The 26086-nt window shown below is 67.8% G+C and carries 29 protein-coding genes and 1 tRNA gene; 19 read left to right on the forward strand and 11 right to left on the reverse strand.

Annotation, left to right across the window (positions count from 1 at the left end):
* Nucleotide 1: 1 nt before the first annotated feature.
* A complete protein-coding gene (locus NC7_RS16545) occupies nucleotides 2–622 on the forward strand; it encodes a TetR/AcrR family transcriptional regulator (protein ID WP_159372887.1) in 621 nt (206 codons plus the stop codon).
* Nucleotides 609–1628 (forward strand): AF_0692 family protein, encoded by a 1020-nt coding sequence (locus tag NC7_RS16550; RefSeq protein WP_157102037.1) that lies wholly within the window; start codon nucleotides 609–611, stop codon nucleotides 1626–1628. Before NC7_RS16545 ends, NC7_RS16550 begins: the two co-directional genes overlap by 14 nt.
* 349 nt (nucleotides 1629–1977) lie before the next feature.
* On the opposite strand, the gene NC7_RS16555 is transcribed toward NC7_RS16550, so the two are convergent.
* Nucleotides 1978–2050 (reverse strand) — tRNA-Asn (locus NC7_RS16555).
* Nucleotides 2051–2247: 197 nt separating this feature from the next.
* On the opposite strand from NC7_RS16555, the gene NC7_RS16560 reads away from it, so the two are divergent.
* Nucleotides 2248–2493 (forward strand): hypothetical protein, encoded by a 246-nt coding sequence (locus tag NC7_RS16560; protein WP_067984114.1) that lies wholly within the window; start codon nucleotides 2248–2250, stop codon nucleotides 2491–2493.
* A 1-nt stretch (nucleotide 2494) separates the two neighbouring features.
* Here NC7_RS16560 and dnaG read toward each other — a convergent pair whose 3' ends face one another.
* From dnaG to NC7_RS16575, 3 genes are read right to left on the reverse strand one after another with little or no spacing between them, the layout of a single operon-like run.
* On the reverse strand, nucleotides 2495–4396 hold the full coding sequence (gene dnaG / locus NC7_RS16565; RefSeq protein WP_067984045.1) for a DNA primase: 1902 nt from the start codon (nucleotides 4394–4396) through the stop codon (nucleotides 2495–2497).
* Nucleotides 4397–4419: 23 nt separating this feature from the next.
* Entirely contained in the window at nucleotides 4420–5673 is a 1254-nt protein-coding gene (locus NC7_RS16570) for a deoxyguanosinetriphosphate triphosphohydrolase (RefSeq protein ID WP_067984047.1), read from the reverse strand.
* 1 nt (nucleotide 5674) lies between these two features.
* The gene (locus NC7_RS16575) at nucleotides 5675–6289 is read right to left on the reverse strand and encodes a YdcF family protein (RefSeq protein WP_084458538.1); all 615 of its coding nucleotides are present in this window, start codon (nucleotides 6287–6289) and stop codon (nucleotides 5675–5677) included.
* Between the two features lie 211 nt (nucleotides 6290–6500).
* Here NC7_RS16575 and NC7_RS16580 point away from each other — a divergent pair, with 211 nt between their 5' ends.
* Nucleotides 6501–6713 carry a hypervirulence associated TUDOR domain-containing protein gene (locus NC7_RS16580; protein ID WP_067984049.1) on the forward strand — a complete coding sequence of 71 codons (213 nt, stop codon included), beginning with the start codon at nucleotides 6501–6503 and terminating at the stop codon, nucleotides 6711–6713.
* Nucleotides 6710–6991, forward strand: a complete 282-nt coding sequence (locus tag NC7_RS16585) for an MGMT family protein (RefSeq protein ID WP_067984051.1) — start codon at nucleotides 6710–6712, stop codon at nucleotides 6989–6991. The genes NC7_RS16580 and NC7_RS16585 overlap by 4 nt, the downstream gene beginning before the upstream one ends.
* On the opposite strand, the gene NC7_RS16590 is transcribed toward NC7_RS16585, so the two are convergent.
* Nucleotides 6992–7669 carry an MBL fold metallo-hydrolase gene (locus tag NC7_RS16590; protein ID WP_067984053.1) on the reverse strand — a complete coding sequence of 226 codons (678 nt, stop codon included), beginning with the start codon at nucleotides 7667–7669 and terminating at the stop codon, nucleotides 6992–6994.
* A 125-nt stretch (nucleotides 7670–7794) separates the two neighbouring features.
* Between NC7_RS16590 and NC7_RS16595 the strand changes: the two genes are divergently transcribed.
* Together NC7_RS16595 and NC7_RS16600 are read left to right on the forward strand one after the other, a co-directional pair.
* Nucleotides 7795–9792, forward strand: coding sequence for a TPM domain-containing protein (locus NC7_RS16595; protein ID WP_067984056.1), 1998 nt, complete (start codon nucleotides 7795–7797; stop codon nucleotides 9790–9792).
* A 44-nt stretch (nucleotides 9793–9836) separates the two neighbouring features.
* Nucleotides 9837–10655 carry a MerR family transcriptional regulator gene (locus NC7_RS16600; protein ID WP_067984057.1) on the forward strand — a complete coding sequence of 273 codons (819 nt, stop codon included), beginning with the start codon at nucleotides 9837–9839 and terminating at the stop codon, nucleotides 10653–10655.
* Between the two features lie 27 nt (nucleotides 10656–10682).
* On the opposite strand, the gene NC7_RS16605 is transcribed toward NC7_RS16600, so the two are convergent.
* Nucleotides 10683–11939: a phthiocerol/phthiodiolone dimycocerosyl transferase family protein gene (locus NC7_RS16605; RefSeq protein ID WP_084458539.1), complete on the reverse strand. Its 1257-nt coding sequence runs from the start codon at nucleotides 11937–11939 to the stop codon at nucleotides 10683–10685.
* A 113-nt stretch (nucleotides 11940–12052) separates the two neighbouring features.
* Complete coding sequence (locus NC7_RS16610; RefSeq protein ID WP_174550233.1) at nucleotides 12053–13453, reverse strand: glycine--tRNA ligase; 1401 nt, start codon at nucleotides 13451–13453, stop codon at nucleotides 12053–12055.
* Between the two features lie 188 nt (nucleotides 13454–13641).
* Between NC7_RS16610 and NC7_RS16615 the strand changes: the two genes are divergently transcribed.
* From NC7_RS16615 to NC7_RS16655, 9 genes are all read left to right on the forward strand, one after another.
* Nucleotides 13642–13992, forward strand: coding sequence for an ArsR/SmtB family transcription factor (locus NC7_RS16615; RefSeq protein WP_067486782.1), 351 nt, complete (start codon nucleotides 13642–13644; stop codon nucleotides 13990–13992).
* Nucleotides 13993–13996: 4 nt separating this feature from the next.
* Nucleotides 13997–14440, forward strand: coding sequence for a Fur family transcriptional regulator (locus NC7_RS16620; RefSeq protein WP_444979998.1), 444 nt, complete (start codon nucleotides 13997–13999; stop codon nucleotides 14438–14440).
* Between the two features lie 86 nt (nucleotides 14441–14526).
* Entirely contained in the window at nucleotides 14527–14820 is a 294-nt protein-coding gene (locus NC7_RS16625) for a hypothetical protein (RefSeq protein ID WP_067984063.1), read from the forward strand.
* Nucleotides 14820–16622 carry an alpha/beta hydrolase gene (locus tag NC7_RS16630; protein ID WP_067984065.1) on the forward strand — a complete coding sequence of 601 codons (1803 nt, stop codon included), beginning with the start codon at nucleotides 14820–14822 and terminating at the stop codon, nucleotides 16620–16622. Before NC7_RS16625 ends, NC7_RS16630 begins: the two co-directional genes overlap by 1 nt.
* On the forward strand, nucleotides 16619–17119 hold the full coding sequence (locus NC7_RS16635) for a hypothetical protein (protein ID WP_157102038.1): 501 nt from the start codon (nucleotides 16619–16621) through the stop codon (nucleotides 17117–17119). Before NC7_RS16630 ends, NC7_RS16635 begins: the two co-directional genes overlap by 4 nt.
* A 111-nt stretch (nucleotides 17120–17230) precedes the next feature.
* Nucleotides 17231–17776: a DUF3558 domain-containing protein gene (locus NC7_RS16640; protein WP_067984069.1), complete on the forward strand. Its 546-nt coding sequence runs from the start codon at nucleotides 17231–17233 to the stop codon at nucleotides 17774–17776.
* A 13-nt stretch (nucleotides 17777–17789) separates the two neighbouring features.
* Nucleotides 17790–18170 carry a hypothetical protein gene (locus tag NC7_RS16645; RefSeq protein ID WP_067984071.1) on the forward strand — a complete coding sequence of 127 codons (381 nt, stop codon included), beginning with the start codon at nucleotides 17790–17792 and terminating at the stop codon, nucleotides 18168–18170.
* Nucleotides 18167–19462, forward strand: coding sequence for a hypothetical protein (locus NC7_RS16650; protein WP_067984073.1), 1296 nt, complete (start codon nucleotides 18167–18169; stop codon nucleotides 19460–19462). Before NC7_RS16645 ends, NC7_RS16650 begins: the two co-directional genes overlap by 4 nt.
* Nucleotides 19449–20201, forward strand: coding sequence for an ESX secretion-associated protein EspG (locus tag NC7_RS16655; RefSeq protein ID WP_067984075.1), 753 nt, complete (start codon nucleotides 19449–19451; stop codon nucleotides 20199–20201). The genes NC7_RS16650 and NC7_RS16655 overlap by 14 nt, the downstream gene beginning before the upstream one ends.
* Nucleotides 20202–20205: 4 nt before the next feature.
* Here the strand turns inward: NC7_RS16655 and NC7_RS16660 are convergent, their stop codons facing one another.
* Nucleotides 20206–20499, reverse strand: a complete 294-nt coding sequence (locus tag NC7_RS16660; protein ID WP_067984077.1) for a hypothetical protein — start codon at nucleotides 20497–20499, stop codon at nucleotides 20206–20208.
* A gap of 452 nt (nucleotides 20500–20951) precedes the next feature.
* On the opposite strand from NC7_RS16660, the gene NC7_RS16665 reads away from it, so the two are divergent.
* Nucleotides 20952–22058, forward strand: coding sequence for a Fic family protein (locus NC7_RS16665; protein WP_067984079.1), 1107 nt, complete (start codon nucleotides 20952–20954; stop codon nucleotides 22056–22058).
* A 74-nt stretch (nucleotides 22059–22132) separates the two neighbouring features.
* On the opposite strand, the gene NC7_RS16670 is transcribed toward NC7_RS16665, so the two are convergent.
* A complete protein-coding gene (locus tag NC7_RS16670; RefSeq protein WP_067984081.1) occupies nucleotides 22133–23098 on the reverse strand; it encodes a hypothetical protein in 966 nt (321 codons plus the stop codon).
* 101 nt (nucleotides 23099–23199) lie between these two features.
* On the opposite strand from NC7_RS16670, the gene NC7_RS16675 reads away from it, so the two are divergent.
* Both NC7_RS16675 and NC7_RS16680 read left to right on the forward strand, forming a co-directional pair.
* Nucleotides 23200–23802 (forward strand): TetR/AcrR family transcriptional regulator, encoded by a 603-nt coding sequence (locus NC7_RS16675; protein WP_067984083.1) that lies wholly within the window; start codon nucleotides 23200–23202, stop codon nucleotides 23800–23802.
* Between the two features lie 117 nt (nucleotides 23803–23919).
* Nucleotides 23920–24663 carry an LGFP repeat-containing protein gene (locus tag NC7_RS16680; RefSeq protein WP_067984085.1) on the forward strand — a complete coding sequence of 248 codons (744 nt, stop codon included), beginning with the start codon at nucleotides 23920–23922 and terminating at the stop codon, nucleotides 24661–24663.
* Between the two features lie 3 nt (nucleotides 24664–24666).
* Here the strand turns inward: NC7_RS16680 and NC7_RS16685 are convergent, their stop codons facing one another.
* Together NC7_RS16685 and NC7_RS16690 are read right to left on the reverse strand one after the other, a co-directional pair.
* Entirely contained in the window at nucleotides 24667–25020 is a 354-nt protein-coding gene (locus NC7_RS16685; RefSeq protein ID WP_236573576.1) for a hypothetical protein, read from the reverse strand.
* A 74-nt stretch (nucleotides 25021–25094) separates the two neighbouring features.
* The gene (locus NC7_RS16690; RefSeq protein WP_067984088.1) at nucleotides 25095–25898 is read right to left on the reverse strand and encodes an isoprenyl transferase; all 804 of its coding nucleotides are present in this window, start codon (nucleotides 25896–25898) and stop codon (nucleotides 25095–25097) included.
* Between the last annotated feature and the right edge of the window lie 188 nt (nucleotides 25899–26086).

Here is a 26086-nt window from a genome sequence, read left to right on the forward strand (position 1 = left end):
TGTGGCATCAAAAGAGGTGGCGAGCTTCATCGAGCTGGCACGGCGGCGGCAACTCGTGGATGCCGCGATCGAGACGATCGCGGAGGTAGGACTGGCGAAGGCGTCGAACGCCGCGATAGCGGCGCGCGCGCAGGTGAGCCCGGGGCTGATCAACTACCACTTCGGGTCCCGACAGGGCCTGATCGATCAGATGCGCGCGACGATCCAGCAGCGAGTAGATGACGCGATGCAGCCCGGCGAGGTGGACGACAGCTACGTCTCGGCACTGGAGGGGATGCTTCGGCGGTTCGCCACGTACTGCCTCGACAACTTGCCTGCCATGCTCGTGTTGACCCAGTTCACACGCCACGACCAGGCGGGTGGGATGACCGAGGACGCGGAGCGGGTCAAGGGCTTGACCGAATTGCGCTCATTCATCACCGAGGGACAGGACTGCGGCCAGTTCCGGCCGACAGACGCCCAACTCGTCGCCTCGGTACTGATGAACGCGATGACGGACCTGCCACGGGAGATCCGTGAGCGCGGCGAGGTCGACCGCGCGGTGTTCGAACGCGATTGGCCGTTGCTGTTCGTCGACGCCATCGCCGTGACAGTGAGGGGAACCGATCATGATGCCAGGTAGTCGCCGCTTCGCAGGCCCGCGCGTGCGCCCCCAGCGTTCCAGGAGCGCGCTGCCGGTCGCGGTACTGTTCGTGCTGTCACCCCTGATCGGCGAAATCGTCGGGGCGGCTTTTCGATTCAGCTATCTCGCTCAACCGTTGCGGGCCGTTGCGATCCTCTGCTTCTACGGTGCGGGCGTGCTGCTGATCCGGGAAGTAGTGCAACGCCTTGGCTTGAACGGGTGGGGTCTGTTGTTGCTCGCCGTCGCCTTCGCCGTCCTCGAGGAAGGGCTCGGACTACAGACGATCTTCAATCCGCAAGGCATGGACGGTGAAACCGTCTACGGGCGCGCCTTCGAGGTGAACTGGCTGTGGGCGGTCGTGGTCACCGGATACCACGCGGTGTGGAGCATCGTCATACCGATCGTGTTGACGCATCTGATCTTTCCCGCCCAACGACACACCGCCTGGCTGTCACGGTCGACGCTGAACGTCTTCGCGGGTGTGTTCGCCCTCGGGTTCGCGGTGTTCGTGTTCGTCTCGCTCATTCGGTCCGATTTCCGCCTGTCCGCCGCGCAGATCATCGGCGGTACCGCAGCGGTGATCCTCCCGGTGTGGCTGGCAGGCAGGTGCCGCCGACCGTGGACCACCACGCCGACGAAGCGATGCCCCCGACCCGCGACCGTCGGCTGGGTCGGATTCGGTGCGGGACTGGCGTGGCTGATGCTGTATCTGGTCGCCTTCATCGGCACCCCGGCCCCGTTCGCGGTGTGGACGCTGGCCGCACTGGTATTCGCCGCGGCCCTCGCCGCGATGGTGCGCCGATGGGTGGCGCGACCAGGCTGGAATGGACGGCATCAACTCGACGGCTGCTTCGGCGCGGTGCTGGCCCTGTGGCTGTTCGGCCTGTTCCTCGTCGCCAATGGTGGACGGATCGACGACGTCGTCTTCCACTTCGTCGTTCTCGCCGCCGTAATCGTCGGCTATCTGTGGCTGCGCGGGCGGACCCGGCCCGTGGTGGCGTCGTAGGCCGCCTCGGCCCTGTCCGGCGGTCCGGGCAATCAGGTGCCCATCACCGAGGCATCGGCACTGCCCCAGATACTGCCGTCGAGCTGCAAGAACCCGCCGAGTCCCGGACGTCCTCGTCGAAGCCTGCCGAGGCGATCACGACGAACCGCCACATGCGCGGCATGAGCGCGAGACCGCCCTGCGCGAACTTCCACCCTGCGGCCGCATAGTTCTGAGCGGGTTCGTGATGACATACACGTCGGCCCAGCCGACGCTGTCGCGCTCGACCCGAACTGCTTGTCGGATTTTGTCGATACCCGAATACGAAGTCAGGCCAGGCCTGATAATAAGGCCTGACCTGGATATTGCGCTCCCCCATCTGGACTCGAACCAGAAACCTGCCGATTAACAGTCGGCTGCTCTGCCAATTGAGCTATAGGGGATTATCCTGGGCTGTTGCTCAGGTGTCAGCTTGGCTGGCTGAACGAGATGAAACTTTAGCGTATGGGGTCGTGGGTTCCCAAATCGGGCCGCTACCTGCGGACATGCGGCGACGTCGGGGTGGGGTGCCGGATCGACAGGGGTGGGGTGGGTCGGGCAGGATGGGGCGCGCACACAGACGTGGGAGGAGCTCCAGGAGATGCTGCGGTTGATCATCGGCGTGGCGGCCGGGTATGTGCTCGGTACGAAGGCCGGGCGGGCGCGCTATGAGCAGATCAGTGCGGCGACACGGGCGGTGACGGGGAGTCCCGTGACGAGGAAGCTGGTGTCGGTGGGCAGGCAGAAGCTGTCGGACAAGCTGAGTACTCAGCCGAAGCTGGAGCCGATGGAGCCGCTGGACGAGCGGACCACGGTGATGGTGCCGCACAACCAGCTGCGCCGCTGAGTCAGACGCCCGCGTAACCCTCGCTGCCCATTGCCTGGGCGGCGAGGCTCTTGCGGTACTGCTCGAGTGCGACGAGGTCGCCGAACAGGGTCATGTAGGCGTCGGGTTCCTCGCTGGCCGACAGGCGCTGCAGCTTGGATTTGAGTTCGGCGATCTGGCGGCCGACCCATGCTTCCTGGGTGCGTGCCAGGATGCCGGTGATGAAGCGCGGGATGTCGTTCTGCGAGCGCACGGGTAGTTGTTCGTTGGCCAGTTCGGAGACCAGCGCCCGGATCATCAGGTCGTCGGTGTGGTCGGCGACGGCGGCGACCCATTCGGCACCGCTGAGCCCGGCCGCGGTGCCACCTGCCTTGGCGATCATGATGCGCACCGCGACGTAGGCGGGGTGGGTGAAGGCGGCGGCGTCGATGGCGTCGAACGCCATGCCTGCGATGCCGGGGTATTGCAGTGCGGCACTGAGGCTTTGACGCTGTGCGTAGAGCACGGGGTCGTTGGGGGCGGGTCGTACCGAGGAGCTCTCCTCGGTCCGTGGGGCACTGATCTCGGCGGGTTTGGGGCCGCCCATCCGGTTCTTCTTGGCTTCCTCACCGACCCGGCGCACGACGAGCTGGATGTCGTCCCAGCCGACCCACCCGGCCAGTTTGGTGGCGTACCCTTTGCGGGTGGCGTTGTCCTTGATCTGGGCGACGACGGGCACGGTGCGGCGCAACGCCTCCACGCGGCCTTCCACGTCGTCGAGGTTGTGTTCGGCGAGCAGACCGCGAATCACGAACTCGTAGAGCGGGGTTCGGCGGGCGACGAGGTCGCGCACGGCGGCGTCGCCGGAGCGCTGACGCAGCTCGCACGGGTCCTGCCCGTCGGGCGCCACCGCGATATAGGTCTGCCCGGCCAGCCGCTGGTCTCCGCTGAACGCCTTCAGCGCGGCCGCTTGGCCTGCCGCGTCGCCGTCGAAGGTGTAGATGATCTCGCCGCGCCAGAAGTTGTCGTCCATCAGCAGCCTGCGCAGCACCTGCAGGTGTTCCTCGCCGAAGGCCGTTCCGCAGGAGGCGACGGCGGTTTTCACTCCGGCCAGGTGCATCGCCATCACGTCGGTGTACCCCTCGACGACGACGGCCTGGTGGCCCTTGGCGATCTCCCGCTTGGCGTGGTCGAGACCGAACAGCACCTGGGATTTCTTGTACAGCAACGTTTCCGGCGTATTGACGTATTTGCCGGGCATGGTGTCGTCGTCGAAGAGTTTGCGGGCGCCGAAACCGATCACTTCACCGCCGAGGTTGCGGATGGGCCACAGCAACCGGCGATGGAAACGGTCGATCGGGCCGCGTTTGCCCTGTTTGGACAACCCGGCAGCTTCCAGTTCCTTGAACTCGAAGCCGAGTCGCTGCAGGTGTTTGGTGAGGGTGTCCCAGCCCGCGGGGGCGTAACCGCAGCCGAACTGCTGCCAGGCGGCCTGGTCGAAATTGCGGTCGGTCAGGTATCCGCGGGCCGTCTCGGCGTCGGGCTCGAGCAGCCGCGCCGCGTAGAACTCCTGCGCGGCGGCGTTGGCGGCGACCAGCCGGGAGCGGGTGCCCCGGTCGCGCTGCACCGAGGTGCCGCCGCCCTCGTAGTTGATCTGGTAGCCGACGCGGTCGGCCATCTGCTCGACGGCCTCGACGAACCCGATGTGCTCGATCTGCTGCAGGAACTTGTAGACGTCGCCGCCCTCGCCGCAGCCGAAGCAGTGGAACAGGCCGTGATTGGGCCGCACGTGGAACGACGGGGACTTCTCGTCGTGGAACGGGCACAGGCCTTTGATCGAGTCGGCACCGGCGCGTTTGAGCGCCACGTACTCACCGACTACGTCTTCGATCCGGACTCGTTCACGGATCGCCGCGATATCGCGATCTGGGATTCGTCCGGCCACGCGGCAAGTCTAGTTGGTCCGGGTCAGCGGCAGTCCAGCGCGGTGGCGACCCGCTCGAACCGGCTTTCGGTGTAGGAGGCGATCTGGTCGATGACCACGCGCACCCGGGCATTGTCGTCGGTGGCGGCGTTCCACCAGGGCAGCATCTGGTCGTCGAGGTGGGCGGGGGCGGTGGTGAGCAGGCGGTCGGCGACGGCTTGCACCCGGTCGCGCTGGGTCTGCTGGCGGGCCAGGTGGCCGCGATCGGAACGCACGTACCGCAGCGCGACGGTCTTGAGCACGGCGACCTCGGCGGCCACCACGGGCGGCACGATCAGGTCGGCCTCGTAGCGCTTCAGCGGGCCCGGCCCGGCCTGCTCCTGGGTGGCGACGATGGCGGCGGTGGCGAAGCGCCCGACCAGTTCGCTGGTGAGCCGTTTCAGCGCGACCGAGGCGGCGAAGGTGCCGTCGTAGCCCGCGGCCTCGGCGACCACGTCGAGTTCGGAGAGCCGCTGCGCGGCGGCGGCCAGGGCGTCGATCGACTGGTCGGGGTGTTCGCCGTGGCCCTGCTGCGCCAGCGCGGCCTGTTCGGCGGGGTCGGCGAGGGCACGCAGATCGATGCGGCCGACGATCACGCCGTCTTCCACATCGTGCACCGAGTAGGCCACGTCGTCGGACCAGTCCATGATCTGGCATTCCAGGCTCTGCTTGCGCTCGGGGGCGTCCTTGCGCACCCATGCCAGGCGCTCCAGGTCGTCGACGTAGGCGCCGAACTTGGTGCCGGAACCGCTTCTGCCCCACGGGTATTTGAGGGTGGCGTCGAGCGCGGCACGGGTGAGGTCGAGTCCTGCGCTCACGCCGACGGCGTCGAGGACCTTGGGTTCGAGGCGCGTGAGGATACGCAGATTCTGGGCGTTGCCCTCGAAACCGCCGTAGGCGTCGGCGAATTCGTCGAGGGCGCGTTCGCCGTTGTGACCGTAGGGCGGGTGACCGATGTCGTGGGCGAGTCCGGCCAGGTCGGCTAGGTCGGGGTCGGCGCCGATGCCGTCGGCGATGCTGCGCCCGATCTGGGCGACCTCGAGCGAATGGGTGAGCCGGGTACGCGGGGTGTCACCTTCGCGCGGGCCCATGACCTGGGTTTTGTCGGCGAGGCGGCGCAGCGCGGCCGAGTGCAGCACACGCGCCCGGTCCCGGGAGAATTCGCTGCGGTGGCCCTTGCCTGCCGCACCAGGCCAGGCGGTTTTGCCCGGTTCGGTGACCATGCGTTCGCGGTCGTGCGGGGTGTAGGTATCGGTCATCTCACTGTCCCGCCTCGTAAGGGAAATCTGCCGAGAAATGAGTGAGCTGGTACCACAGCAGCGCACCGGTCTCGCGGGCGATGCCGTGGAATTGCGACTCCCTCGTGTAGACGGCCGGGCCGGTGCGAGTCGGTGCGGTCCAGGCGTGCAGACCGGCGTCTCGGGCCATCGTCCTGGTTCGCAGTGAATGCCACGGGTCGCTCACGAGTACGGCCGATGACAACCCGCTCTCGTGCATGGTCGCGGCGACGGCTTCGATACTGCGCAGGGTGTCGGAGCCGGTTTCGACGGCGAGGATGTCGGCGCTCGGCACGCCTTTCTCCTCGAGATAGAGCTTGCCGGAGGCGGCCTCGGTGTACAGGTCGCCTTCTTGTTTGCCACCGACGGTGATCACGCGCGGTGCGACGCCGTTCTCGTAGAGCCGCCAGGCCTGATACAGCCTGGCCTCGAACACCGACGACGGCGTACCCGAATACTGGGCCGCGCCGAGCACCACGATCGCGTCGGCCCGGGTGTAGTCGTCGATCCGCGCGACCTGCCACACCCGGAACGCCATCCCACCGACGAGTACCAAGCCCATCACGATCGCCCCGGCGACCAACCTGGTGATCCACATCGAGACCGTCGAGAGCAAGCCGCGCCGGTGCCGGGCATCCGGAGCGGGCAGCGTCGTGCGCGAAGAACCCGATTTCACCTTGCTCAGTCTGCCAGGTGCGACCGACAGATCGCGTGGTCAGCGGTCACCGCCGGATTCCGGTCCGGTGAACGGCTCGTCGCCGGGACTACACTGGTTGGCCCTTGCGAGTCCGTACGTCGAAGAGGGCGACATGGCAGAGCAATTCGAGGTCGGCGATCACGTGCGCTGGAATTCCGAGGTCGGGCACGTGAGCGGGGTGATCATCGAGAAGTACACCGAAGACGTCGACTATCACGGCTACACCCACCACTGTTCGCCCGACGACCCGCAATACGCGATCAAGAGCGACAAGACCGACCACATCGCCCTGCACAAGGGCGGCGCGCTGACCAAGGCTCCGTGAGCCTCGTCGACCAGGTGCGGGCGGTGGTCGTCACCATTCCGGCCGGGCAGGTCGCCACCTACGGCGATATCGGTCGGCAACTCGGGGTCGGCCCACGTCAGGTGGGGCGGGCGATGAGCCTGCTCGGCGACGACATCCCGTGGTGGCGCGTCACCTACGCCGACGGCCGCCTCGCCACCTGCCACGACGGTGGGGCGGGCGCGCGGCTCGCCGCCGAAGGCACCCCGCTGCGCGGCGGCAAGGTCGACCTGGCGCGGGCCAGGGCGGAACTGGACTGACTACCAGCCGCGAGCCCGCCACTCGGGCAATTGGGGTCGCTCGGCGCCGAGGGTGGTGTCGTCGCCGTGGCCGGGGTAGACGACGGTGTCGTCGGGGTAGCGGTCGAACAGTTTGGTGCTCACATCGGTGAACAGGGAGTCGAAATCCTCGGCGCTGTGGGTTTTGCCCACGCCGCCGGGGAACAGGGAGTCGCCGGTGAACAGGTGGGTGCGGCCCGCGCCGTCGACCAGAGCCAAGGCGACCGAGCCGGGGGTGTGGCCGCGCAGGTGGATGATGGTGAGGGTGAGTTCACCCAGGTCGATGGTTTCGCCGTCGGCGAGGAGGCGGTCGGGGGTGACGGGCAGCGGTTCGGCGTCGAGGGGGTGCGCGGCCGACGGGACGGCGAGGGCGCCCGCCACGTCCGCCAGCGCCCACCAGTGGTCAGGGTGCTGGTGGGTGGTGACGATGAGCTCGACCCGGCCCTCGGCCTCCTGGTTCACCAGTTCGAGGATGCGGTCCGCCTCGTTGGCGGCGTCGATCAGGAGGGTGGCGTCGGTGGCCGCGCATTGCACCAGGTAGGTGTTGTTGTTCATCGCGCCGACGGCCATCTTCACGAGGTGGGCGCCGGGCACGTCGCGCTGCTGGGCGTCGCCGCCGGGGGTGACCTGACCGGTGTAGCGACGATCGACTGTGACCATGCGTCCCGATGGTAGAAGGCACGCGCCGGGCGCTCGTACCCGCGTCACCCCGGTCGGGCCGTTAGATTCGACACATGTCGTTGCCGAGGAAGAGTCCGCGCATTCGACCGGCGAGCACGGGAGAGATGGAGCGAGCGAAGCCGCACCGTCGACCCGCACCGCTCGGTGGCCGGTTCGCCGCACCTCTCCTCGGCGCGTTGGCCGGGCTTCTTCTCGTGTGCGCCCCGGTCGCGGGCGCGGAGCCGCCGATGCGAATGGGTCCGCAACTGGTCGACTCCGCTGACGTACTCAGCCCGGCCGACGAACAGCGGGTACTCGGCGCTATCGACACCCTCTACCGCGATCACCAGGTGAAACTCTGGATCGTCTACGTGCGCGATTTCGGGTCGATGACGGCCCGCGACTGGGCGACGCGTACGGCCCAACTCTCCGATTTCGGCGATCGGGATCTGCTGCTCGCGGTGGCAGTCGACGATCGCGGCTACTGGTTCGACGGCGCACCGCCCGCGAGCATCACCGATGCCGAGGTGGAATCGCTGCTGGCCGACACGGTGGAACCCGATCTGCGCGACCAGCAGTGGGCGCGGGCGGGCATCGACACCGCCGACGGCCTCGGGGCGGCGGCACGCGGTGGCGGCGCGTCGTGGGGTGTGCTGGTGTTGATCGCGGTCGCCGTGGTGGTAGCGGCGGGGCTGCTCGTTCTCGTCATGCGCAGGCGCCGCCACGCCGCGAACCGGGCCGAGCTGGCGACGGCACGCACCATGGATCCCACCGATTCGGCCGCGCTGTCCCGTCTCTCGCTACCGACGCTGCATGCGCTGTCGAAGGAACGTCTGGTCGAGATCGATGACGCGCTGCGGACCAGCGAAGAGGAATTGGCGTTGGCGACAGGCGAATTCGGCGACACCGCGGTGACCCCCTTCCGCAACGCCCTCGACGCGGCCCGCGCGGCGACCGCGAAGGCGTTCACCCTGCGTCAGCAACTCGACGACGCGATCCCCGAAACCCCCGATCAACAGCGCGCTCTCCTACTCGATCTGCTGACGACCACCGGCAAGGCCGATCACGAACTCGACGCCCAGGTCGCCGACTTCGACGCCATGCGCGACCTGCTCATCGACGCGCCCGCGCGCCTCGACGCCCTCACCCGAGGCGTCGTCGAACTCACCGCCCGCCTGCCCGCCGCCGACGCCGAGTTGGCCCGGCTCGACGCCACCCATCCCCCGGCGATGCTCACCTCCGTGCGCGACAACGCGCGCCTGGCACGGGAGCGAATCACCTTCGCCCAGACCAATATCGACACCGCCCGCGACACACTGACGAAACCGGCCGGGCAGCAGGGAGGTGCGGTCGGGGCGATCCGGGCAGCCGAAGCGGCCCTCGGTCAGGCCCGCACGCTGCTCGACACCGTGGAGCACGCCGCCGCCGACATCCAACAGGCTCGCGACGGACTGCCCGCCGCGCTGGCGGAATTGCGCGCCGACCTCGCCGCCGCGTCCGCGCTGACCGAGTTCGGCGGCACCCAGCTCAGTGCCGCGATGGCCACCGCGACCACCACACTGAACACGGTCGACGAATCGGATCCGCTCGGCGCCTTCCACGAGGCGGTCACCGCCGATGCCGACCTGGATCGCGCCGTCGCCGCGGCCTCTGACCGCAAGCTCGCGGTCGAAGACGTGCGGCGCAGGCTCGACCGCACACTGCTCGACGCGACCAGCCGTATCGACGCCGCGTCCGCGTTCATCACCACCCGACGCGGCGGTGTCGACGCCGAGGCCCGTACCCGGCTGGCGGAGGCCCAACGTCATCTCGGGCAGGCACGGGAGCGGGCGGGCACCGATCCGGAACGGGCACTGCCGAGCGCGCAGACCGCCGCCGAGCTGGGCGGGCGGGCGCTGCGACAGGCGGAGGCGAGCGTGCGGGCGTGGGAGACGAGGCAACCCGTGTCGGGCGGCGGGCAGACAGGCGCGGTACTCGGCGGGATCCTGCTCGACGGCCTGCTGCGCGGGGCGATCAGCGGCTCGCGGGGTGGCGGGTACGGCTCGCGCGGAGGCGGGTACCGACCGGGATCGTTCGGTGGGTCGTCGGGATCTCGAAGGGTGAGCCGAGGCGGCAGATTCTGAGCGTTGACTCTCACACTGTGTGAGGCCGTACACCGGAGGGCGTCATGTTCAGTATCGGAGATTTCGCCAGACACGGTCAGGTGTCGGTGCGTATGTTGCGCCACTACGACGCCGTCGGACTGCTGCCGCCCGCCCGGGTCGACCCGGCCACCGGCTATCGGTTCTATTCGGCCGGGCAGCTGGCCAGGCTCAACCGGATCGTCGCGCTCAAAGAGCTCGGGTTCAGTCTCGAGCAGGTGGGCCGGATGCTCGAACCGGGTCCGCGACCCGGGGAACTGCGCGGCATGCTCGCGTTGCGCCGGGCGGAGCTGGAACAGCGGCTGGCGGCCGACCGCGCGCGGCTGACCGAGGTCGAAGCGAGACTCCGCATCATCGAGAAGGAGGGCGTCATGCCCGAGCAGGATGTGGTGATCAAGTCGGTGCCCGCGGTGCGGGTGGCCAGGTCGAGCGGGGTGGCGGCTGGTTTCGAACCCGCTCGCATCAGCCCGGTGATCCAGCCGCTGTTCGAGGGGCTCAGCGACCGGCTCGCGCAGGCGGTCATCGCGATCGCCGGACCGGCCATCGCCTACTACGAGCCCGCCGACGACGGCACCGTGCGCGTACACGCCTGTGTGCCGGTGAACGCCGAACCCGGTGCGGTACCGGATATCTCGATCGTCGACCTGCCCGCCCACGACCGGGTGGCGACGACGGTCCACCACGGCGACATCGGCGGGATCGGGGCCGCATGGCAGGAACTGGGTCGCTGGGTGGAGGACAACGGATACCGCACGGCCGCCCCGGTCCGTGAGGTCACCCTCGAGTGGACACCCGATCCGAACGGGTGGGTCACCGAACTGCAGGAACCCCTGGCCGGGCGGTAGTGGCGAGTCCGCGCTGCCCGAGCGGTGTCAGGCGGACGCGGCGGTTTCGCGGGAGCAGGCCCACGCCAGTTCCGCGACAACGGCCGTCAGCAGTTCGGCGGCGCGCACACCGCCGCCGAGGCGCCCGATCGTCAGCCTGCCGAGGTAGGTGTAGACGAGGAAGGTGACCGCCGCGGCCGCACCGGTGGACGGGCGGGGGTGGGCGGAGAGGTAGACGATCTCGTAGTCGTCGAGGATCAGCCCGTTGGGTGCGCGGAACAGCGGAACCGTGCCGGTGTTGGTGACGGCGATGTGGCCCGCTGTCGAATGGATCCGGTTCGAGCCGTAGTAGTCCGGGAAATGCAGCACCGATTGTTCGACGACGCCTTCGGCCAGGTCGTTGTGCAGGCTGGTGCCGATGCGGCGGGCCAGATCGACGACGTCGTCGGTGTCGTCGGTCGCGAACGCCGCGAGCCCGGACACGTTCGTCCCCGCTTCCGCCGCCACCGGCGGATCGAGACGCCTGCGCAGATCCACCGGGTAGACGCAGCCGACCCGCTCACCGCCGTACACCCGCCGGTATGCCCGCAGCACGGCGGCGGTGACCAACCCGTTGACGCTCACCGCGTGCGCGCGAGCCAGCTCGAGCACCCGCGCGGTCTCGGCCGGATCCAGTTGGACGCGAGCGGGTCTGGCGAGAGCGGCGGGCTCGGCGCGCTGCGACCCACCGGCCTCGGCCACGACGAGCGGGCGCGTCACCGCTTCCAGGCCCGACCTGGCACCGCGTCCGATCCCCCGCCGCCCCAACATCGTCTCCAGCGAAACCGGCAGCTCCCGCGTCCCCACCGTGATCCTGCCGGTCTCCACGTGATCGGTGTAGTACCCCCACAACCGGGCGAACAGTTCGACGCAGTACCCGGCGTCGGCCACGGCATGATGCACGAACAACGTGACCCGGGCCCGATCCTCCTCGGCGAGAACGACATCGAGGTATCCGAGCTGATCGGCCGGGTCGACGGTCTCGGCGGGCACCCGCACCTCGTCGGGATCGCCGAAGCTCACCCACGCGCCGACGGCATCGATATCGCCGGGCCGCAGGAGGATTCCGCGCCCGTCGTCGTCCTCGACGATCCGGCAGACCAGAATCGGGAACGCGCGCTGCAAGGCCGCGAACGCCGCCCCGAGCGCGGCGGAATCGAGCTCACCCCGCACTGTCACCGAGCGCCCCGTGAACGTGCCGTGCCTGACGAATCGTTGTTCCGACGGGTCGAGCACCCGCACCACGTCTTCCGGTTCCCACAGCACACCGAAATCGTGAACTACCCACCCATCCGACGCAAACCGTCAGCTACGCAGTGTGATCAACGCGGCTAGACGCAGAGGCGAAAGCCCGCGGCGGGCGCGGGCTTTCGCCTGGGTCAGGCGCCGATGAGGCGGGTGGCGAGGTAGGACTCGACCTGGTCCAGGGCGATGCGTTCCTGGGCCATCGAGTCGCGCTCGCGCACCGTGACCGCCTGGTCGTCGAGGGTGTCGAAGTCGACGGTGATGCAGAACGGGGTGCCGATCTCGTCCTGACGGCGGTAGCGGCGGCCGATGGCGCCCGCGTCGTCGAAGTCGACGTTCCAATGCCGACGCAACTGGGCGGCGAGGTCCTTGGCTTTGGGGGTGAGGTCGGCGTTGCGCGAGAGCGGCAGCACAGCGGCCTTCACCGGCGACAGGCGCGGGTCGAGACGCAGACTGATCCGCTCCTCGGTGGTGCCCTTGGCGGTGGGTACCTGATCCACCGTGTAGGCGTCGACCAGGAACGCCATCAGCGAGCGGGTCAGACCGGCCGCGGGCTCGATGACGTACGGGATGTAGCGCTCACCGGAGGCCTGATCGAAGAAGCTCAGATCGGTGCCGGAGTGCTCCGAGTGCGTCTTGAGGTCGTAGTCGGTGCGGTTGGCGATGCCCTCGAGCTCGCCCCACTCGCTGCCCTGGAAGCGGAAGCGGTACTCGATGTCGGTGGTGCCCGCCGAGTAGTGCGACAGCTTTTCCTTGGGGTGGTCGTAGAGGCGCAGGTTGTCGGGGTCGATGCCGAGGTCGGTGTACCAGGCCAGGCGGGTGTCGATCCAGTACTTGTGCCACTCGGCGTCTTCACCGGGCTTGACGAAGAACTCCATCTCCATCTGCTCGAACTCGCGGGTCCGGAAGATGAAGTTGCCGGGGGTGATCTCGTTGCGGAAGCTCTTGCCGATCTGGGCGATGCCGAACGGCGGCTTCTTGCGCGCGGTGGTCTCGACGTTCTTGTAGTTGACGAAGATGCCCTGCGCGGTCTCGGGACGCAGGTAGTGCAGGCCCTCTTCGTCGTCGACCGGGCCGAGGAAGGTCTTGAGCAGACCGGAGAAGTTCTTGGGCTCGGTCCACTTGCCCGGCTGACCGGTCTCGGGGTCGTTGATATCGGCCAGGCCGTTGGCGGGCGGGCGGCCGTGCTTCTCCTCGTAGGCTTCCAGGAGGTGATCGGCGCGGTAGCGCTTGTGCGTGTGCAGGGACTCGACCAGCGGGTCGGAGAAGGTCTCGACGTGGCCCGAGGCCTCCCAGACCTGGCGGGGCAGGATCACCGAGGAGTCCAGGCCGACAACGTCTTCGCGGCTGGTGACCATGGTCCGCCACCACTGCCGCTTGATGTTCTCCTTCAGCTCCACGCCGAGCGGACCGTAGTCCCATGCCGACTTGGTGCCTCCGTAGATCTCACCGCACGGGTAGACCAGACCCCGGCGCTTGGCGAGGTTGGCAACGGTGTCCACCTTCGACTTGGGTGCCACGCGAGATTTCTCCATCCACTGCGAGTCGGTTGTTCGGTAAACCTTACTTTGCGTCATGTATGGCTTACTGAACACATTTGGTCCAGCGTATCCGGCCGAGTCCAGCGAGATTGCAGCAGCCGACCCATGCCCACGCGTGCCACATTCGACATGCGCACTTCTGCATGCCAAAATGGTATCGGTTTCCATTAAGGAGTTGGTTGATGACCACCGATGCCGCGCCAGCGCACCAGCACAGCCCGTATCAGTCCCTGCCGCCCGCGCCGGTCCCCGCGCGCACCGTGCTGGAGGACGCGGGTGAGCTGCTGCGCGCCCTGGCCGCCCCGGTGCGGATCGCGATCGTGCTGCAGTTGCGCGAGTCGCCGCGCTGCGTGCACGAGCTGGTCGACGCGCTCGGGGTCACCCAGCCTCTGGTCAGCCAGCATCTGCGCATTCTCAAATCGGCGGGCGTCGTGCACGGGGAACGCTCGGGTCGCGAGGTGCTCTACGAACTCGTCGACGATCATCTGGCACACATCGTCGTCGATGCCGTCGCCCATGCCGAGGAAGGGTAATCCGTTGGCAGACACTCATTCCGGCAAGCAGGTCGGCGTCCGCAGCACCCGTCAGCGCAGCGCCATCTCGGCGCTGCTCGGCGATATCGACGAGTTCCGTTCGGCGCAGGAATTGCACGACGAACTGCGCAAACGCGGCGAAGGCATCGGCCTGACCACGGTGTATCGCACGCTGCAGTCCCTGGCCGACGCGGGCATGGTCGACGTGTTGCGCACCGATTCCGGGGAGTCGGTGTACCGCCAGTGCTCGAGCGGTCATCACCACCACCTGGTGTGCAGGCAGTGCGGCAGCACCGTCGAGGTGGAGGGCCCGACCGTCGAGGCGTGGGCCGAGGCGATCGCAGGCGAGCACGGCTTCACCCAGGTGAGCCACACGCTGGAGATCTTCGGCACCTGCCGCGACTGCGTGCACGCCGCGGCCGAGAACAGCGAGTCCGCCTCGGTGTGACTCACCTCACATAACGGAACCCATGCTCCGCGCGCCCCGTCCAACCATCACAACGACGAGGCGCGGTATCGGAGGAGGGGGATTTCGTGAGCGGATCCTTGGGGGTGGAGCCCGGTCAACTGGCGACGGTGGCGACCACCTGGCGACAGGAGGCCGAGGCCGTCGAAGCATTGAGTTGGACGGTGCTGGACGAGGCGACCGGCGACGGCAGTGACGTGCTCGCGGTGCTGCGCGGCGTACCCGATCCGGCGCGCCAGGCGATGGCCTCGATCGCCACCCGGTATTCGGCACTGGCCGAGCTGCTCGACAAGTTCTCCCTCGACGTCGCCGCCGCCGACGGCGCGACCGCCGCCGAGATCACGAAGCTGGAGCCGCGCTGATGCGGCCGACGATCCCCCAGCTCGACACGTGGAAGCTGGACGCCGTACGGCGCGCGGCCGAGGTCGCCCGCGCGAACGCCGACACACTGTCCACCTCGGTGGAGGACTGCTCGCGCGCGCTGTCGGCGGCGCAGAGCTGGCACGGACGGACGAAAGAGGCCGCGACACAACGCATCGACGCGGAAGTCGATCACGGGTACGAGGTGCGCGCGGCACTGCTGCGTATCGCCGACGACGCCGCCGAGGTGTTCCTCGGCCTACAGCACGCGAGAAGGTATGTGCTGGACCAGCGCACCCTCGCGGTGTCACAGGGGTTCAGCGTCTCGCCCGACGGCGCCGTGAGCCACGGTGATCCCGAGAAGGACGGCGCCGCCGGGGTTTTCCAGCTCAACCTGCGCGGCGGGCTGGACGAGATCGAGCGGCTCGACACACTGTTCGGGAGTCGACTGCGCGAAGCGGTCGGTGATCTGACCGCGATACGCGACGGTCAACCCGACGTTGCCCTCGCCGACGGATCGATGCACGACCCCGACGCGGTCGTCACGCGGTTGGCGGCGTTGTCGCCCGACGAGCGGGCCGCGTTGCTGGCCGGGTTGAGCTCCGAGGCACAGCGTCAGCTGGTGATCGCCGCACCGGAGGTATTGGGCAACCTCAACGGGGTGCCGTTCGCGATGCGGATCGAGGCGAACGAGATCAGCATTCGCAACGCACTGACCAGGGCGAAAGCCGCGCCGACACCGGATGCTTCCCGAGTCGCACAGCTCGAGGCGATGCTGGCGCCGATCCCCGATCCCGAGGCGAGCGTGTCGGCCGCGGCGCTCGGCATGGTCGACCGCCGGTTCGTCATGTTCAGCACCGAGGGCAACGGGCGGATGATCGAGATACTCGGCAGTGTGCGTTCCGGGGTGCCCGGTGTCGGTGTCTACGTGCCGGGCACCAGCACCAACCTCAATTCCTCCGGTTCCAACCACGTGGCCGCGTGGAACCTGGCGGACCGGACCGGCGGCCCCCTCTTCCTCTACATGGAGGGCGACTTTCCGCAGAGCCTCACCAGCCTGTCCGACGGTGCGCCGAGCCCGTCGTTCGCCTCGGAGATGGCACCGAAACTGGTCGAGTTCGGCCGGGAAGTCGACCGGGAGGTGAGCAGCCACGCACCGGGCACCCCTGTGACGTATGTCGGTCATTCCTATGGCGGTTCGGTGGTCGGTTCGGCCGAGCAGCTCGGGCTGCGGGCCGACCGGATCCTGCACGCCTCGTCGGCGGGAACCGGTGTGTTCGAAGGCGGTTGGAACAATCCGAATCCCGATGTCCAGCGTTATTCGATGACCGCGCCCGGTGATCTGATCGGCGTGGTCCAGTCCTATCCGGATGCCGGTCTGAGCTTGCCCGGTGTGCGGCTGCCCGGCAACCCGCACGCCTCCGATGTCCTCGGCGGCGACCCCGACGAGGTTCCCGGGGTGATCCGCCTCGACACCGGCTACTACGGCGACAGCTCCTCGCGTGCGGGTGAGGTCGTATTCGGTACCGACGGGCACGGAAAGTACTGGGACGACCCGGGATCCACCGCCTTCGACAACATCGTCGGCGTGATCGCGGGCACCGAGGCGACCGCCTATGTGGAGCGTGGGATCGAAACCCCCTGGGTGGATGTGGGTCTCGGCGACAACGGCAACGGCGGCAAAGAGGCGTTCGACGCCGGGCGGGCCGCCGCCGCACAGGCACTCCTCGATGTCGAGAACCCGTACGCCGACCCGCGAGTCACCGACAATCCGCAGCTCGGCGCCCGGATCGACATCCGATGAGGAGCATTGCCGTGCTGGCGTTCTCGCTGGTCCTGACAGGCTGTGCCCTGGTCGACGAACACGGCCCGACCAACGAGGACATCATGCGGCGCTCGGGCCTGACCGTCGCCAAGAGCACGCCGATCGTCGCCGACAACTTCGAACTGATCTGGCCGGAGGGGTTGTCGGTCGACCCGGCGATGGTGGACACGAGCACCGGATGCCGCAGCAGGATGGACTCGATCACCATGGACGGCCCGCCCTGGCGACCGAGCTATCAACGCGAGCAGATCAACCCGACCCAGGAGTTCCTCGACCGGGCGATGGCCAATCTCGAGGCGATGACCGCGCGCGGATTCACCCTCGTGCCCAGTCAGAATCCCGGCCAGGACCCGGTGAGCAGGTACTACCGGGACGCGCGCGGGTTCTCGGTGTCGTCGTCGCGGAGCCGGGTCGGGCCCGACAAACAGCAGGTGCGCTTCACCATGGCCTCCACCTCGCCGTGCGCGGCGGAGTGAGGTTTCGGGGTGTCGCGGTGCGGACAACAGTGACTACGATCGCGGGAACGTCGTGCACGGTACCGGTTCTGCGGGAGGGATGGAGACATGGCAGTTCGACGGGGTACGGGCATGGTCGGCGTAGTGGTGGCGGTGGGGTTCGCCCTCGTGGGGTGCGGGGGTGAGCAGGGGGCAGCCGGTCCGCAGCCGAGCCAGGTGAGTGTGGCGGCGAGTCCTACCTCGGTGGATGCCGAGGCGAAGGTGTGGGATCCGTGTTCGCTGTCGGATTCGGCGGTCGGTGGGGTGGGGTTGAATGTGGGGAGTAAGAAGAAAGATGTTGCGGGGGTGGATTTTTCGGGGTGGAAGGTGTGCAGTTGGAATGATTCCGCCAAGCAGTACACGTTTTCCGTGATGTCGTCTGCGCACACTCTCGCGGATTCGCGGGCGAGAACCGACTTCACCGACTTCAGTCCGCTGACCGTCGGCTCTCGCAACGCTCTACAGCTTCGAACCACCGGCTCCACTCAGGACAGTGGCTGCAGCATCGTCGTGGAAGTCCCCGACGGCTCCGTGATGTTCAGGGTGCTCAACCGAGTCAGCGCGTCCGCCCCGCCGTCCCCGTGCCCGGAGGTGGGTCGGCTGGCGGATTCGCTGGTTCAGTACCTTCCGCCGAGCTGACCGGGAGCGCGCCATGCTGCTGAGTATCGACCCCAACGAATGGAATCAACTACTGGCTCAGGCCGAATCCGGTCAGCTGTCACTCGATCCCGAAATCGGCAAAGGCCTCGATCAGGCCTGCGACTACCACCTGGATCGACTCGAGGAGATCTATGCGCAGGTCGACCAGATTCGCAACATCACGGGTTTCGGTTCGTTCAACTCGAGCCAGACGTTGGAGCGGAAGTTCTCGATGACCGCTTCCGGCGGCGACCGCCCACTCGACGAAGTGCTCAAGAAGCACATCGAAGTCGTACAAACAGCGAAAGAGGTTGTCGCCAAGGCGATCGCGAACTTCGTCGCACAGGATCAGGCGGCGGGCGATCAGATCTCCGCGACAGGAGAACACCTGTGACGTACGAGGAGTACAAGAGCAGAGTGATCGCGGCGCAGGAACAGTGGAACGTGGAGCGGTCCAAGATCTACGCCCACTACGCGGACGGCAACTACGCCACCATTTTCGACGGTGACTTCCAACCGCCGCACATCACCACCCCCGACAATTACGACAACATGTCGCTCGATCAGATGCAGGCCGCGGTCGCCGCGATGAAACCGCGCCTGGTCGACGACGCCGTCACCGCCTGGGCGAACATCGGGATGAACCTGATGGGCACCTTCCTGAAGTTCAATCAGGAGTTCTCCCGCACTGTCACCGGCGGCAACGGGCACGGCGGGTGGACGGGCGCGGCGGCCTCGGCGGCGGTCGCGGCGGTGAACAACTACTCGCAACGGTCGATTCCCCTGTCGCAGGCGGCGACGGCGATCAGTTGGAAGCTCACCGAGATGCGCACCGGGATCGAGCAGACGCAGGCATTGATGCCGGGGCTCACCGAGCGCGAGAATGTCACCGGTAAGACGCTGCCCGCCGAGGGGGTGATGAAGGTCGACGATCACAATCGGGAAGAAGCGACGCAGGAGGCGCGTCGGATTCTGCGCACCGTCTACAGCCAGGTGGCCGGGCAGGCCGACGTCGGCGTGCCGTTCCTGCCGACGGCGCCGGTCATCGCGGGCGACTCCGGCAGTCCCGGTGGCCCCGCCGATGCCGGTTCGAATTCCGGTGATACACCAGGTGATTCAGCCTCCGACGGCTCCCCCGAAAACCTGAGCGCCGATGACGATCCGGCGGCCTCCGAGAGCCCCGAATCCGAACCCTCCTCCACCACAACGCAATCCACCGATCCCAGCTCGACCACCACGCACAGTCCGACATCCTCACCGCAGACATCCACACCCTCGACCTCGGCGCCGCCCACCGGTTCTCCGTCGACGACCGGCCCCGGTGTGACCGCTCCCGGAGGGAGCGGGAGCAACGGTGCCCGAGGTGGCGCCGACAGCGCGAGTCGCGGCGGAGCGGCATCCGGCGGTTCCGCGTCACCGGGCAAGTCCAGCCCGGGTAGCCCGTCGCCCGCCGCGGCCGCTGGCACCGGTCCGAGGAGCGGTGCGGCGGGGAGTGGTGGTCGCGGCGGAGCGGGGATGGGCGCCATGGGGGCGCCCGGCGCCAGGGGCGGTTCGGAGGAGGAGCGGACCAATGGCGTTCCCGATTACCTGATCACCCAGGACAACGGCGACCTGCTGATCGGAACCGACGGAATCAAAACCGTGCCCCCAGTGATCGGCGGAGACCACGACAGTGCACCGAGTTGAGTTCACCGGCATCGAATTCGAGATCCTGTGGTCCGGCTACGGTCGCGACCGCCTCCCCTACCCCCTCCAATACCGCACCGACATCGCCGATTTCGACGAACTGAAAAGTCACCGGGAAGCGGCCGTGGAGAAGCTGCTCGCCAAGTACGATCCGGTGATCGAACAGGCCATCGATGTGCTGCTTGCACCCGATGCCCGGGTCGAGTCGAAGGGTTTCGTCGGCCGCGACACCTCGAACATCATCCGTTTCCACGGCGCCATCCGCGGCCGGTCGGGCGCCACCCTCGCCCAGGCTCCGGGCACGGCGGAGGACACCGGCAGCGATGTCGTACTCACCTGGTGCACCGCCGACCAGGTCGCCGCCCTGACCGTCGCGGCCCTGCCGCGCACCAAACCCGGCACCAAACCACCGATCGAGATCCCCCGCGACCGCCTCGCCGAGGAAGAAGAACATTTCGAATACCGCGCGGGCCGCCTGAGTTCCGTCGAACAACTCAACCGCATCTTCCGCCGCCCCCGCCGTGCTGTCGGTGAGATCTCCGCCCTCTCCGGGCCCGCCCTCGACTCCCGCCCCGCCCCCGCCCGCAGCTTCTGGTGGATGGACTACCCCGACGGCCGCTACTACGTGAAAACCGGCGACCCCATCGTCGCCGAACCTCTCCCCACTTCCCGCATGATCGCGGGCATTCACCGCATGCTCACCCGAGCCCAGCGCTACCACCAGGAATTCGGCCCCTAGCAGGTCACCGCTGAGGCGGCATCCCCTGCGGCGCGTATCCGGGCTGCTGCGGGTATCCCTGCTGCGCGGGATGCGGATTCCCCGGGTACTGCTGGTACCCGGGCTGAGGCGGATACATCCCCTGCTGGGGGAACTGCTGTCCCACCGGCGGAACCTGTCCGGGGTAGTACGGCGGCGCCCCCATCCCCGGCCGACCTACCGGCGGCCGCCGAGACCCCGACGCCGCTTTCACGATCACCAGAATTATGCCCCCGAAAACCAGCACGAACGCGAACAAACTACCAAGAGCTTCGAACATGCCCGCATCCTCTCACACTCGAATGTGATGCTCCAACGCACGAAAATCTTTCACACAAGCCAGATTCGGATTTCAACGCGCCGCATGCGAAGCCATCAGATCGGGTACCGCAGAGCGTTTTCTCTTCACGATTTGTGACCGTCGACCGACATATCGCGGACCTGACTCCAGCAATTGATATGTGAGGCGAAATCCGTCCTGACGATCGAGTCTCGACCGCGAGAGCCTGCACCGCTCAGCCCTTCGATCGCCGCAACCGCGCGGCCCTGAGGCTAGCCTGCGAAGATACCGACCGCGCTACCTCACCCTCCTCTGCGGACATTGATCCATTGCCACACAGCAAACGGTCCGGCCGCTGCGAGCCATCTACCCGCAGGTCCGGATGGGCCGTGCAGCGATAGCACCGCCTATTCACTGCATTTCTTGCAGCGAATGAGCGGTACTATCGCTGCATGACGGGCAGCAGGTACATCTGGGAGGCGACGGATTGGCCTCACCTCACGTACGACGCGGCGTTGCTGGCCAAGCCCACCGCAGCGGTCGCACTTGCTCAGGGGCGCCTGCACGGTCGTCTCGCGGAGACCGATGAGGTCACACAGGAGCGCGCCGGGTTGGAGGCCCTGACCGCCGATGTGGTGAAGTCGAGTGCCATCGAGGGCGAGTTGCTCGATGCGGTGTCGGTTCGGTCGTCCATCGCGCGCAGGCTCGGTGTGGACATCGGCGCCGCGGCTGCGGCGGATCGCAGGGTCGACGGCGTCGTCGACATGGTTCTCGACGCCACCCGACACTACGAACGACCCGTGACCGCGCAGCGATTGTTCGGGTGGCACGCGGGGCTCTTCCCCACCGGCTGGTCAGGCATCTCACGGATCCGCGTCGGCGGCTGGCGCACCGACGAAACCGGCCCGATGGAGGTGATCTCCGGCCCGTACGGCAAACAACGCGTCCACTTCGAAGCACCACCCGCGGCCCGCGTCGACGCCGACATGCGCCGATTCTTGGCGTGGCTCGACGCGGACACCGCTGAACCCGCGATCCTGAAGGCCGGCCTCGCACACCTGTGGTTCGTGACGATCCACCCGTTCGACGATGGAAACGGTCGAATCGCCCGCGCCCTGGGCGACTTGGCGCTGGCCCGCTCCGAATCCAGTCCTCGTCGTTTCTACAGCCTGTCGGCCCAGATCCAGCGCGACCGCAAGAACTATTACTCCGTCCTCGAAAACACCCAGCGTGGCGGCCTCGACGTCACGGCATGGCTCCTGTGGTTCCTGGACGCCCTGCACCAGTCGATCGCTCAGGCAGACAACACCGTCGACGACGCTCTCGCGAAGGCCACGTTCTGGCGCAGGTGGCACGACACCGCGCTCAACGCACGCCAGATCACCATGCTCAATCGCATTCTCGACGGCTTCGACGGGAAACTCACCTCTCGCAAATGGGCGATCATCACCAAAACCTCCCAGGCTTCCGCCCTCCGCGACATCAACGAACTGATCGACCACGGAATCCTGCGCCGCTCGGCGTCGAGCGGCCGAAGTACCGCATATGAACTCGCATAGTCGGAATCGACTCTGCCCACGCACAGCAAGACGCTCCACGCGAGTGGGGTCGCGTGGAGCGTTTTGGTGGGTGGTCAGGCGGGGACGGGTTCGGGGGCTTCGATCGGGTCGGGTCGGGGGGTGCGCAGGGCGCCGAGGCCGAGGAGGGCGAGTCCGGCGACGGACCAGGTGAGGAGGATGGTGAGGGGTAGGGCCGCGCCCGCGCCGTCGAAGTAGGCGATCGAGCGGAGGAGGGTGGCGGCGGCGCCGGGTGGCAGGAGTTGGCCGAGGGTGCCCCACGGCTGCGGGAGGAGTTCGGGGGCGGAGGTGGCGGCGGAGAAGGGGTTGCCGATGAGGAGCATGAGGAGGGCGCCGAGGCCGATGCCCGCGCGGCCGATGGTGGCGGCGAGGCCGACGATGGTCGCGGCTACGGCGAAGGAGGCCAGGGCGGCGATGGCGGCGAGGGTGAAGTAGGAGCCGGGGACGATCGAGAGCCAGGTGTGGAAGACCAGGGTGCTGAGCAGGCCGCCGACGACACCGAAGGTGACCAGGCCCGCCAGGCGAGCGCCGAGGGTGGGGATCACCAGGGTGAGCAGGATGCCCGCGGCGATGCCGGACATGACCAGCGGGAGCACCATGGCACCGAAGCCCGCGCCGCGCGGGTCGTCGGGGTCGGCGGCGATGACGTCTTGCACGGGGACCGTGGCTACGCCGCCGAGCTGCTGGGCCAGCGCGGTGAGCTGCTGAGCGACAGCCGGTGACGCCGCGGAGGCGACGAGGACCTGGGGAGCGCCGCCGCCGGTGACGATCGCCCCGTAGACCTCGCGGTCGGCGAGCGCGGTGCGGGCGGCGTCCGCATCGGCGAGGGTCGTGATCGCGAAGGCGTCGGGACTGCGCTGCTGTAGTTGCTGACCGACCTGCGCGGCCTGCGGACCGGCGACGGCGATCGGCAGGTCGCGGGGGGCGAGATTGACGGCAGGCCAGGCGAACGCGATCAGCATCAGGGCCTGCAGCAGGGTGGCCGCGAGCCCGAGTCCGACCGCTCGGCGGGTGATCGTCATGGCGTTTCTCCCTTAAAGCGAATGTTCGTTCTTTTTGATGGCTCAACCATCGCACCGGCCTTCTCGCTTGTCAAGAACGAGTATTCGTTTTACTTTTAGGCATGCCTCGAGTCAGCGAAGAACACCTGGAACGCCGCAGGCAGCAGATCCTCGACGCCGCGCAACTGTGCTTCGCCCGCAAGGGCTTCCACGAGACATCCATGCAGGACGTCTTCACGGAATCGGGGATGTCGGCGGGCGCCGTCTACCGGTATTTCGCGAGCAAGGACCAGATCATCTGGGCGCTCGTCGCCCGCACCCTCGGACCCCTGCGCGAGCTACTCGCCGACAAGATCAGGACGGAACAGCCGCCGACACCGGCCGAGGTGGTCCGCCTGCTCACCGGCGAGATCATCGCGCGCAGCGGCCCGGACGGACCGTTGCGGCTCGCACCGCAGGTGTGGGCGCTGGCGATGGTTCAGCCTGATGCCGCCGCGATCCCGGTGCGCGAGTCGATCGCGGGGATGCGGGAATTGTGGGTCGAGTACGCGACCAGGATGCGTGAACTCGGCTGGGTCCCGGCCGATACCGATGTCGATGCCCTCGCCAAGACCTTGATCGGTCTCCTACCGGGTTTCATCCTCCAGCATCTCCTGCTCGACGACGTGACGCCGGAGGATTTCGCGCGCGGTGTCGACGTGATGCTTCCCGGGAGACGGCCGTAGCTGTTGTCGGGAACCTCACTGTTGGGACCGGCGCATTCGGGGTAGGTTCGGGGGCGGCACCGGAGGGGGTCCCGTGCGCCGGACATCGCCGATATCGATCCGACCAGGGAGTTTCCTGTGGCACTACACCGACGAACGCTTCACACACGCGGCCTGACCGTCCTGGCCGCCGTCACCGTGGCGGCCGCTGCCGCCGCCGGGACGGCACAGGCGAGGATGATCGGCGCATTCGAGGTCGGCGGTGCGATCGAAACCGAATACGACCAGGTGGGTGGGGCCGCGCTCGGCGACCCCACCGGACCGGAGGCCGACGCGGCGGCGGGCGGCAAGTACCAGACCTTCGCCAACAACGCGGCCATCTACTGGCACCCTGACACCGATGCCAACACCGTCGCCGGGCAGATCCGCGACAAATACGCGGGCCTCGGCAACGAGTCGGGGACGCTGGGCTACCCGGTCACCCGCGAACTGTCCACTCCGGGTGGCAACGGCCGGTTCAACCACTTCCAGCGCGGCTCGATCTACTGGTCCGTCGGCACCGGCGCGCACCAGATCAGCGGTCCGATCAAGGACAAGTGGGCGGCCCTTGGCTGGGAGTCGAGCCCGCTCGGTTTCCCACTGACCGACGTGGCGAAGGCGGGCAAGGCCGACGGCCAGTTCACCATGTTCCCCACCGGCGCCATCTACTGGTCCTCGACCACCGGCGCGCACGCGGTGTGGGGCAGCATCCAGGCCGACTGGATCCGCGCGGGCGCCGAGAACGGCCGCTACGGCTACCCGACCAGCGACGAATACGACTACCAGGGTGGCAAGGCCCAGGACTTCCAGGGCGGCAAGATCACCTGGAAGCCGAGCAGCTAGCCGCTACGGCGCGAGCAGGCCCTGGCGGGCTTTGCTCGCGCCGGACAGCGTCAGCAGGAGCATGGTGGTGAGGGCCTGGTCGTCGAGACCTTCGGCGGGGAACGTGTAACGCAGGATGATGTCGGCGAGTTTGCCGCGCGATATCAGCGTGACCGAACCGAACTGGATCTCGGCGTTGCGCTCGGCGACCCGCTTGTGCAGCTGCGGTTTCAGCGGCCGGTCCCAGGCCAGCACGCAGGTCATCGACAGTACGGTGAGGCCGGGTGCCAGGGTGACGGCGCGAATCGAGGACAGCGCGCCGTCGTACTCGAAACCGAGCGAACCGTCGGGGTCGACCCGCACGTCGACCTCCTGCATCTGCAGACAGGCGCCGGTGCGCGCCTGCAGGTCCAGTTCGGGGGTGACCGTGGCGTCCATGTCGGCTCCGTCGCTCATTTGGTTCCACCGAAACGGCGGTCGCGCTTGGCGTATTCCAGGCACGCGGCCCACAGATTACGCCGGTCGAAGTCGGGGAAAAGCGTGTCCTGGTAGACGAATTCGGCGTAGGCGGCCTGCCAGATGAGGAAGTTGGAGCTGCGAAACTCACCCGACGGACGCAGGAACAGGTCCACGTCGGGCATGTCCGGCTCGTCGAGGTAGCGGGCGACGGTCGACTCGTCGACCTTCTCCGGGTCGATCTCCCCCGCCGCTACCCGGCGCGCGATTTCGCGTGCGGCATCGGCGATTTCGGCGCGACCGCCGTAGTTGACGCACATGGTCAGCGTCATCACGTCGTTGTCCTTGGTGAGCTCCTCGGCCACCTCGAGTTCCTTGATGACGCTGCGCCACAGGCGCGGTCGGCGCCCGGCCCAGCGCACCCGCACACCCATCTCGTGCATCTCGTCGCGGCGACGGCGGATCACGTCGCGGTTGAAGCCCATCAGGAAACGCACCTCGTCGGGACTGCGACGCCAGTTCTCGGTGGAGAAGGCATACGCCGACAGCCACTTCACGCCGATCTCGATGGAACCCTCGACGGCGTCCATGAGCACGGCCTCGCCGCGTTCGTGGCCGGCGGTGCGCGGCAGACCACGCTCCTGGGCCCAGCGTCCGTTGCCGTCCATCACCAGCGCGACGTGGTTGGGCACCAGCTCCGGCGGAATCGCGGGCGGACGCGCACCGGAGGGGTGCTGCGACGGCGGACGGACGGTGCGGGTCGAGCTGTTCCCAGCGGCGGGGTCACGACGGAGGATCACGGCCTCTATCCTGCCTGATCCCCGACCGAGCCTCACACGGGCTCCGGCGGCGCGGTCCGACCGCATCGCAACACGGGCTCCACTGTCGCTGCCTGATCCCCCACCGAGCCTCACACGGGATCCGGCGGCGCGGTCCGACCGCATCGCAACACGGGCTCCACTGTCGCTGCCTGATCCCCCACCGAGCC

Source organism: Nocardia caishijiensis NBRC 108228 (assembly GCF_001612825.1).
Lineage (GTDB): Bacteria > Actinomycetota > Actinomycetes > Mycobacteriales > Mycobacteriaceae > Nocardia > Nocardia caishijiensis.

What these genes read in the sequence shown, in the direction of transcription:
- NC7_RS16550 (WP_157102037.1), top strand. Translation starts at nt 609, where the DNA reads ATGATGCCAGGTAGTCGCCGCTTCGCAGGCCCGCGCGTGCGCCCCCAG.
- NC7_RS16560 (WP_067984114.1), top strand. Translation starts at nt 2,248, where the DNA reads ATGCTGCGGTTGATCATCGGCGTGGCGGCCGGGTATGTGCTCGGTACG.
- NC7_RS16570 (WP_067984047.1), bottom strand. Translation starts at nt 5,673, where the DNA reads ATGACCGATACCTACACCCCGCACGACCGCGAACGCATGGTCACCGAA.
- NC7_RS16575 (WP_084458538.1), bottom strand. Translation starts at nt 6,289, where the DNA reads ATGTGGATCACCAGGTTGGTCGCCGGGGCGATCGTGATGGGCTTGGTA.
- NC7_RS16580 (WP_067984049.1), top strand. Translation starts at nt 6,501, where the DNA reads ATGGCAGAGCAATTCGAGGTCGGCGATCACGTGCGCTGGAATTCCGAG.
- NC7_RS16590 (WP_067984053.1), bottom strand. Translation starts at nt 7,669, where the DNA reads ATGGTCACAGTCGATCGTCGCTACACCGGTCAGGTCACCCCCGGCGGC.
- NC7_RS16595 (WP_067984056.1), top strand. Translation starts at nt 7,795, where the DNA reads ATGGAGCGAGCGAAGCCGCACCGTCGACCCGCACCGCTCGGTGGCCGG.
- NC7_RS16600 (WP_067984057.1), top strand. Translation starts at nt 9,837, where the DNA reads ATGTTCAGTATCGGAGATTTCGCCAGACACGGTCAGGTGTCGGTGCGT.
- NC7_RS16610 (WP_174550233.1), bottom strand. Translation starts at nt 13,453, where the DNA reads ATGGAGAAATCTCGCGTGGCACCCAAGTCGAAGGTGGACACCGTTGCC.
- NC7_RS16615 (WP_067486782.1), top strand. Translation starts at nt 13,642, where the DNA reads ATGACCACCGATGCCGCGCCAGCGCACCAGCACAGCCCGTATCAGTCC.
- NC7_RS16630 (WP_067984065.1), top strand. Translation starts at nt 14,820, where the DNA reads ATGCGGCCGACGATCCCCCAGCTCGACACGTGGAAGCTGGACGCCGTA.
- NC7_RS16635 (WP_157102038.1), top strand. Translation starts at nt 16,619, where the DNA reads ATGAGGAGCATTGCCGTGCTGGCGTTCTCGCTGGTCCTGACAGGCTGT.
- NC7_RS16640 (WP_067984069.1), top strand. Translation starts at nt 17,231, where the DNA reads ATGGTCGGCGTAGTGGTGGCGGTGGGGTTCGCCCTCGTGGGGTGCGGG.
- NC7_RS16645 (WP_067984071.1), top strand. Translation starts at nt 17,790, where the DNA reads ATGCTGCTGAGTATCGACCCCAACGAATGGAATCAACTACTGGCTCAG.
- NC7_RS16660 (WP_067984077.1), bottom strand. Translation starts at nt 20,499, where the DNA reads ATGTTCGAAGCTCTTGGTAGTTTGTTCGCGTTCGTGCTGGTTTTCGGG.
- NC7_RS16665 (WP_067984079.1), top strand. Translation starts at nt 20,952, where the DNA reads ATGACGGGCAGCAGGTACATCTGGGAGGCGACGGATTGGCCTCACCTC.
- NC7_RS16670 (WP_067984081.1), bottom strand. Translation starts at nt 23,098, where the DNA reads ATGACGATCACCCGCCGAGCGGTCGGACTCGGGCTCGCGGCCACCCTG.
- NC7_RS16675 (WP_067984083.1), top strand. Translation starts at nt 23,200, where the DNA reads ATGCCTCGAGTCAGCGAAGAACACCTGGAACGCCGCAGGCAGCAGATC.
- NC7_RS16685 (WP_236573576.1), bottom strand. Translation starts at nt 25,020, where the DNA reads ATGCAGGAGGTCGACGTGCGGGTCGACCCCGACGGTTCGCTCGGTTTC.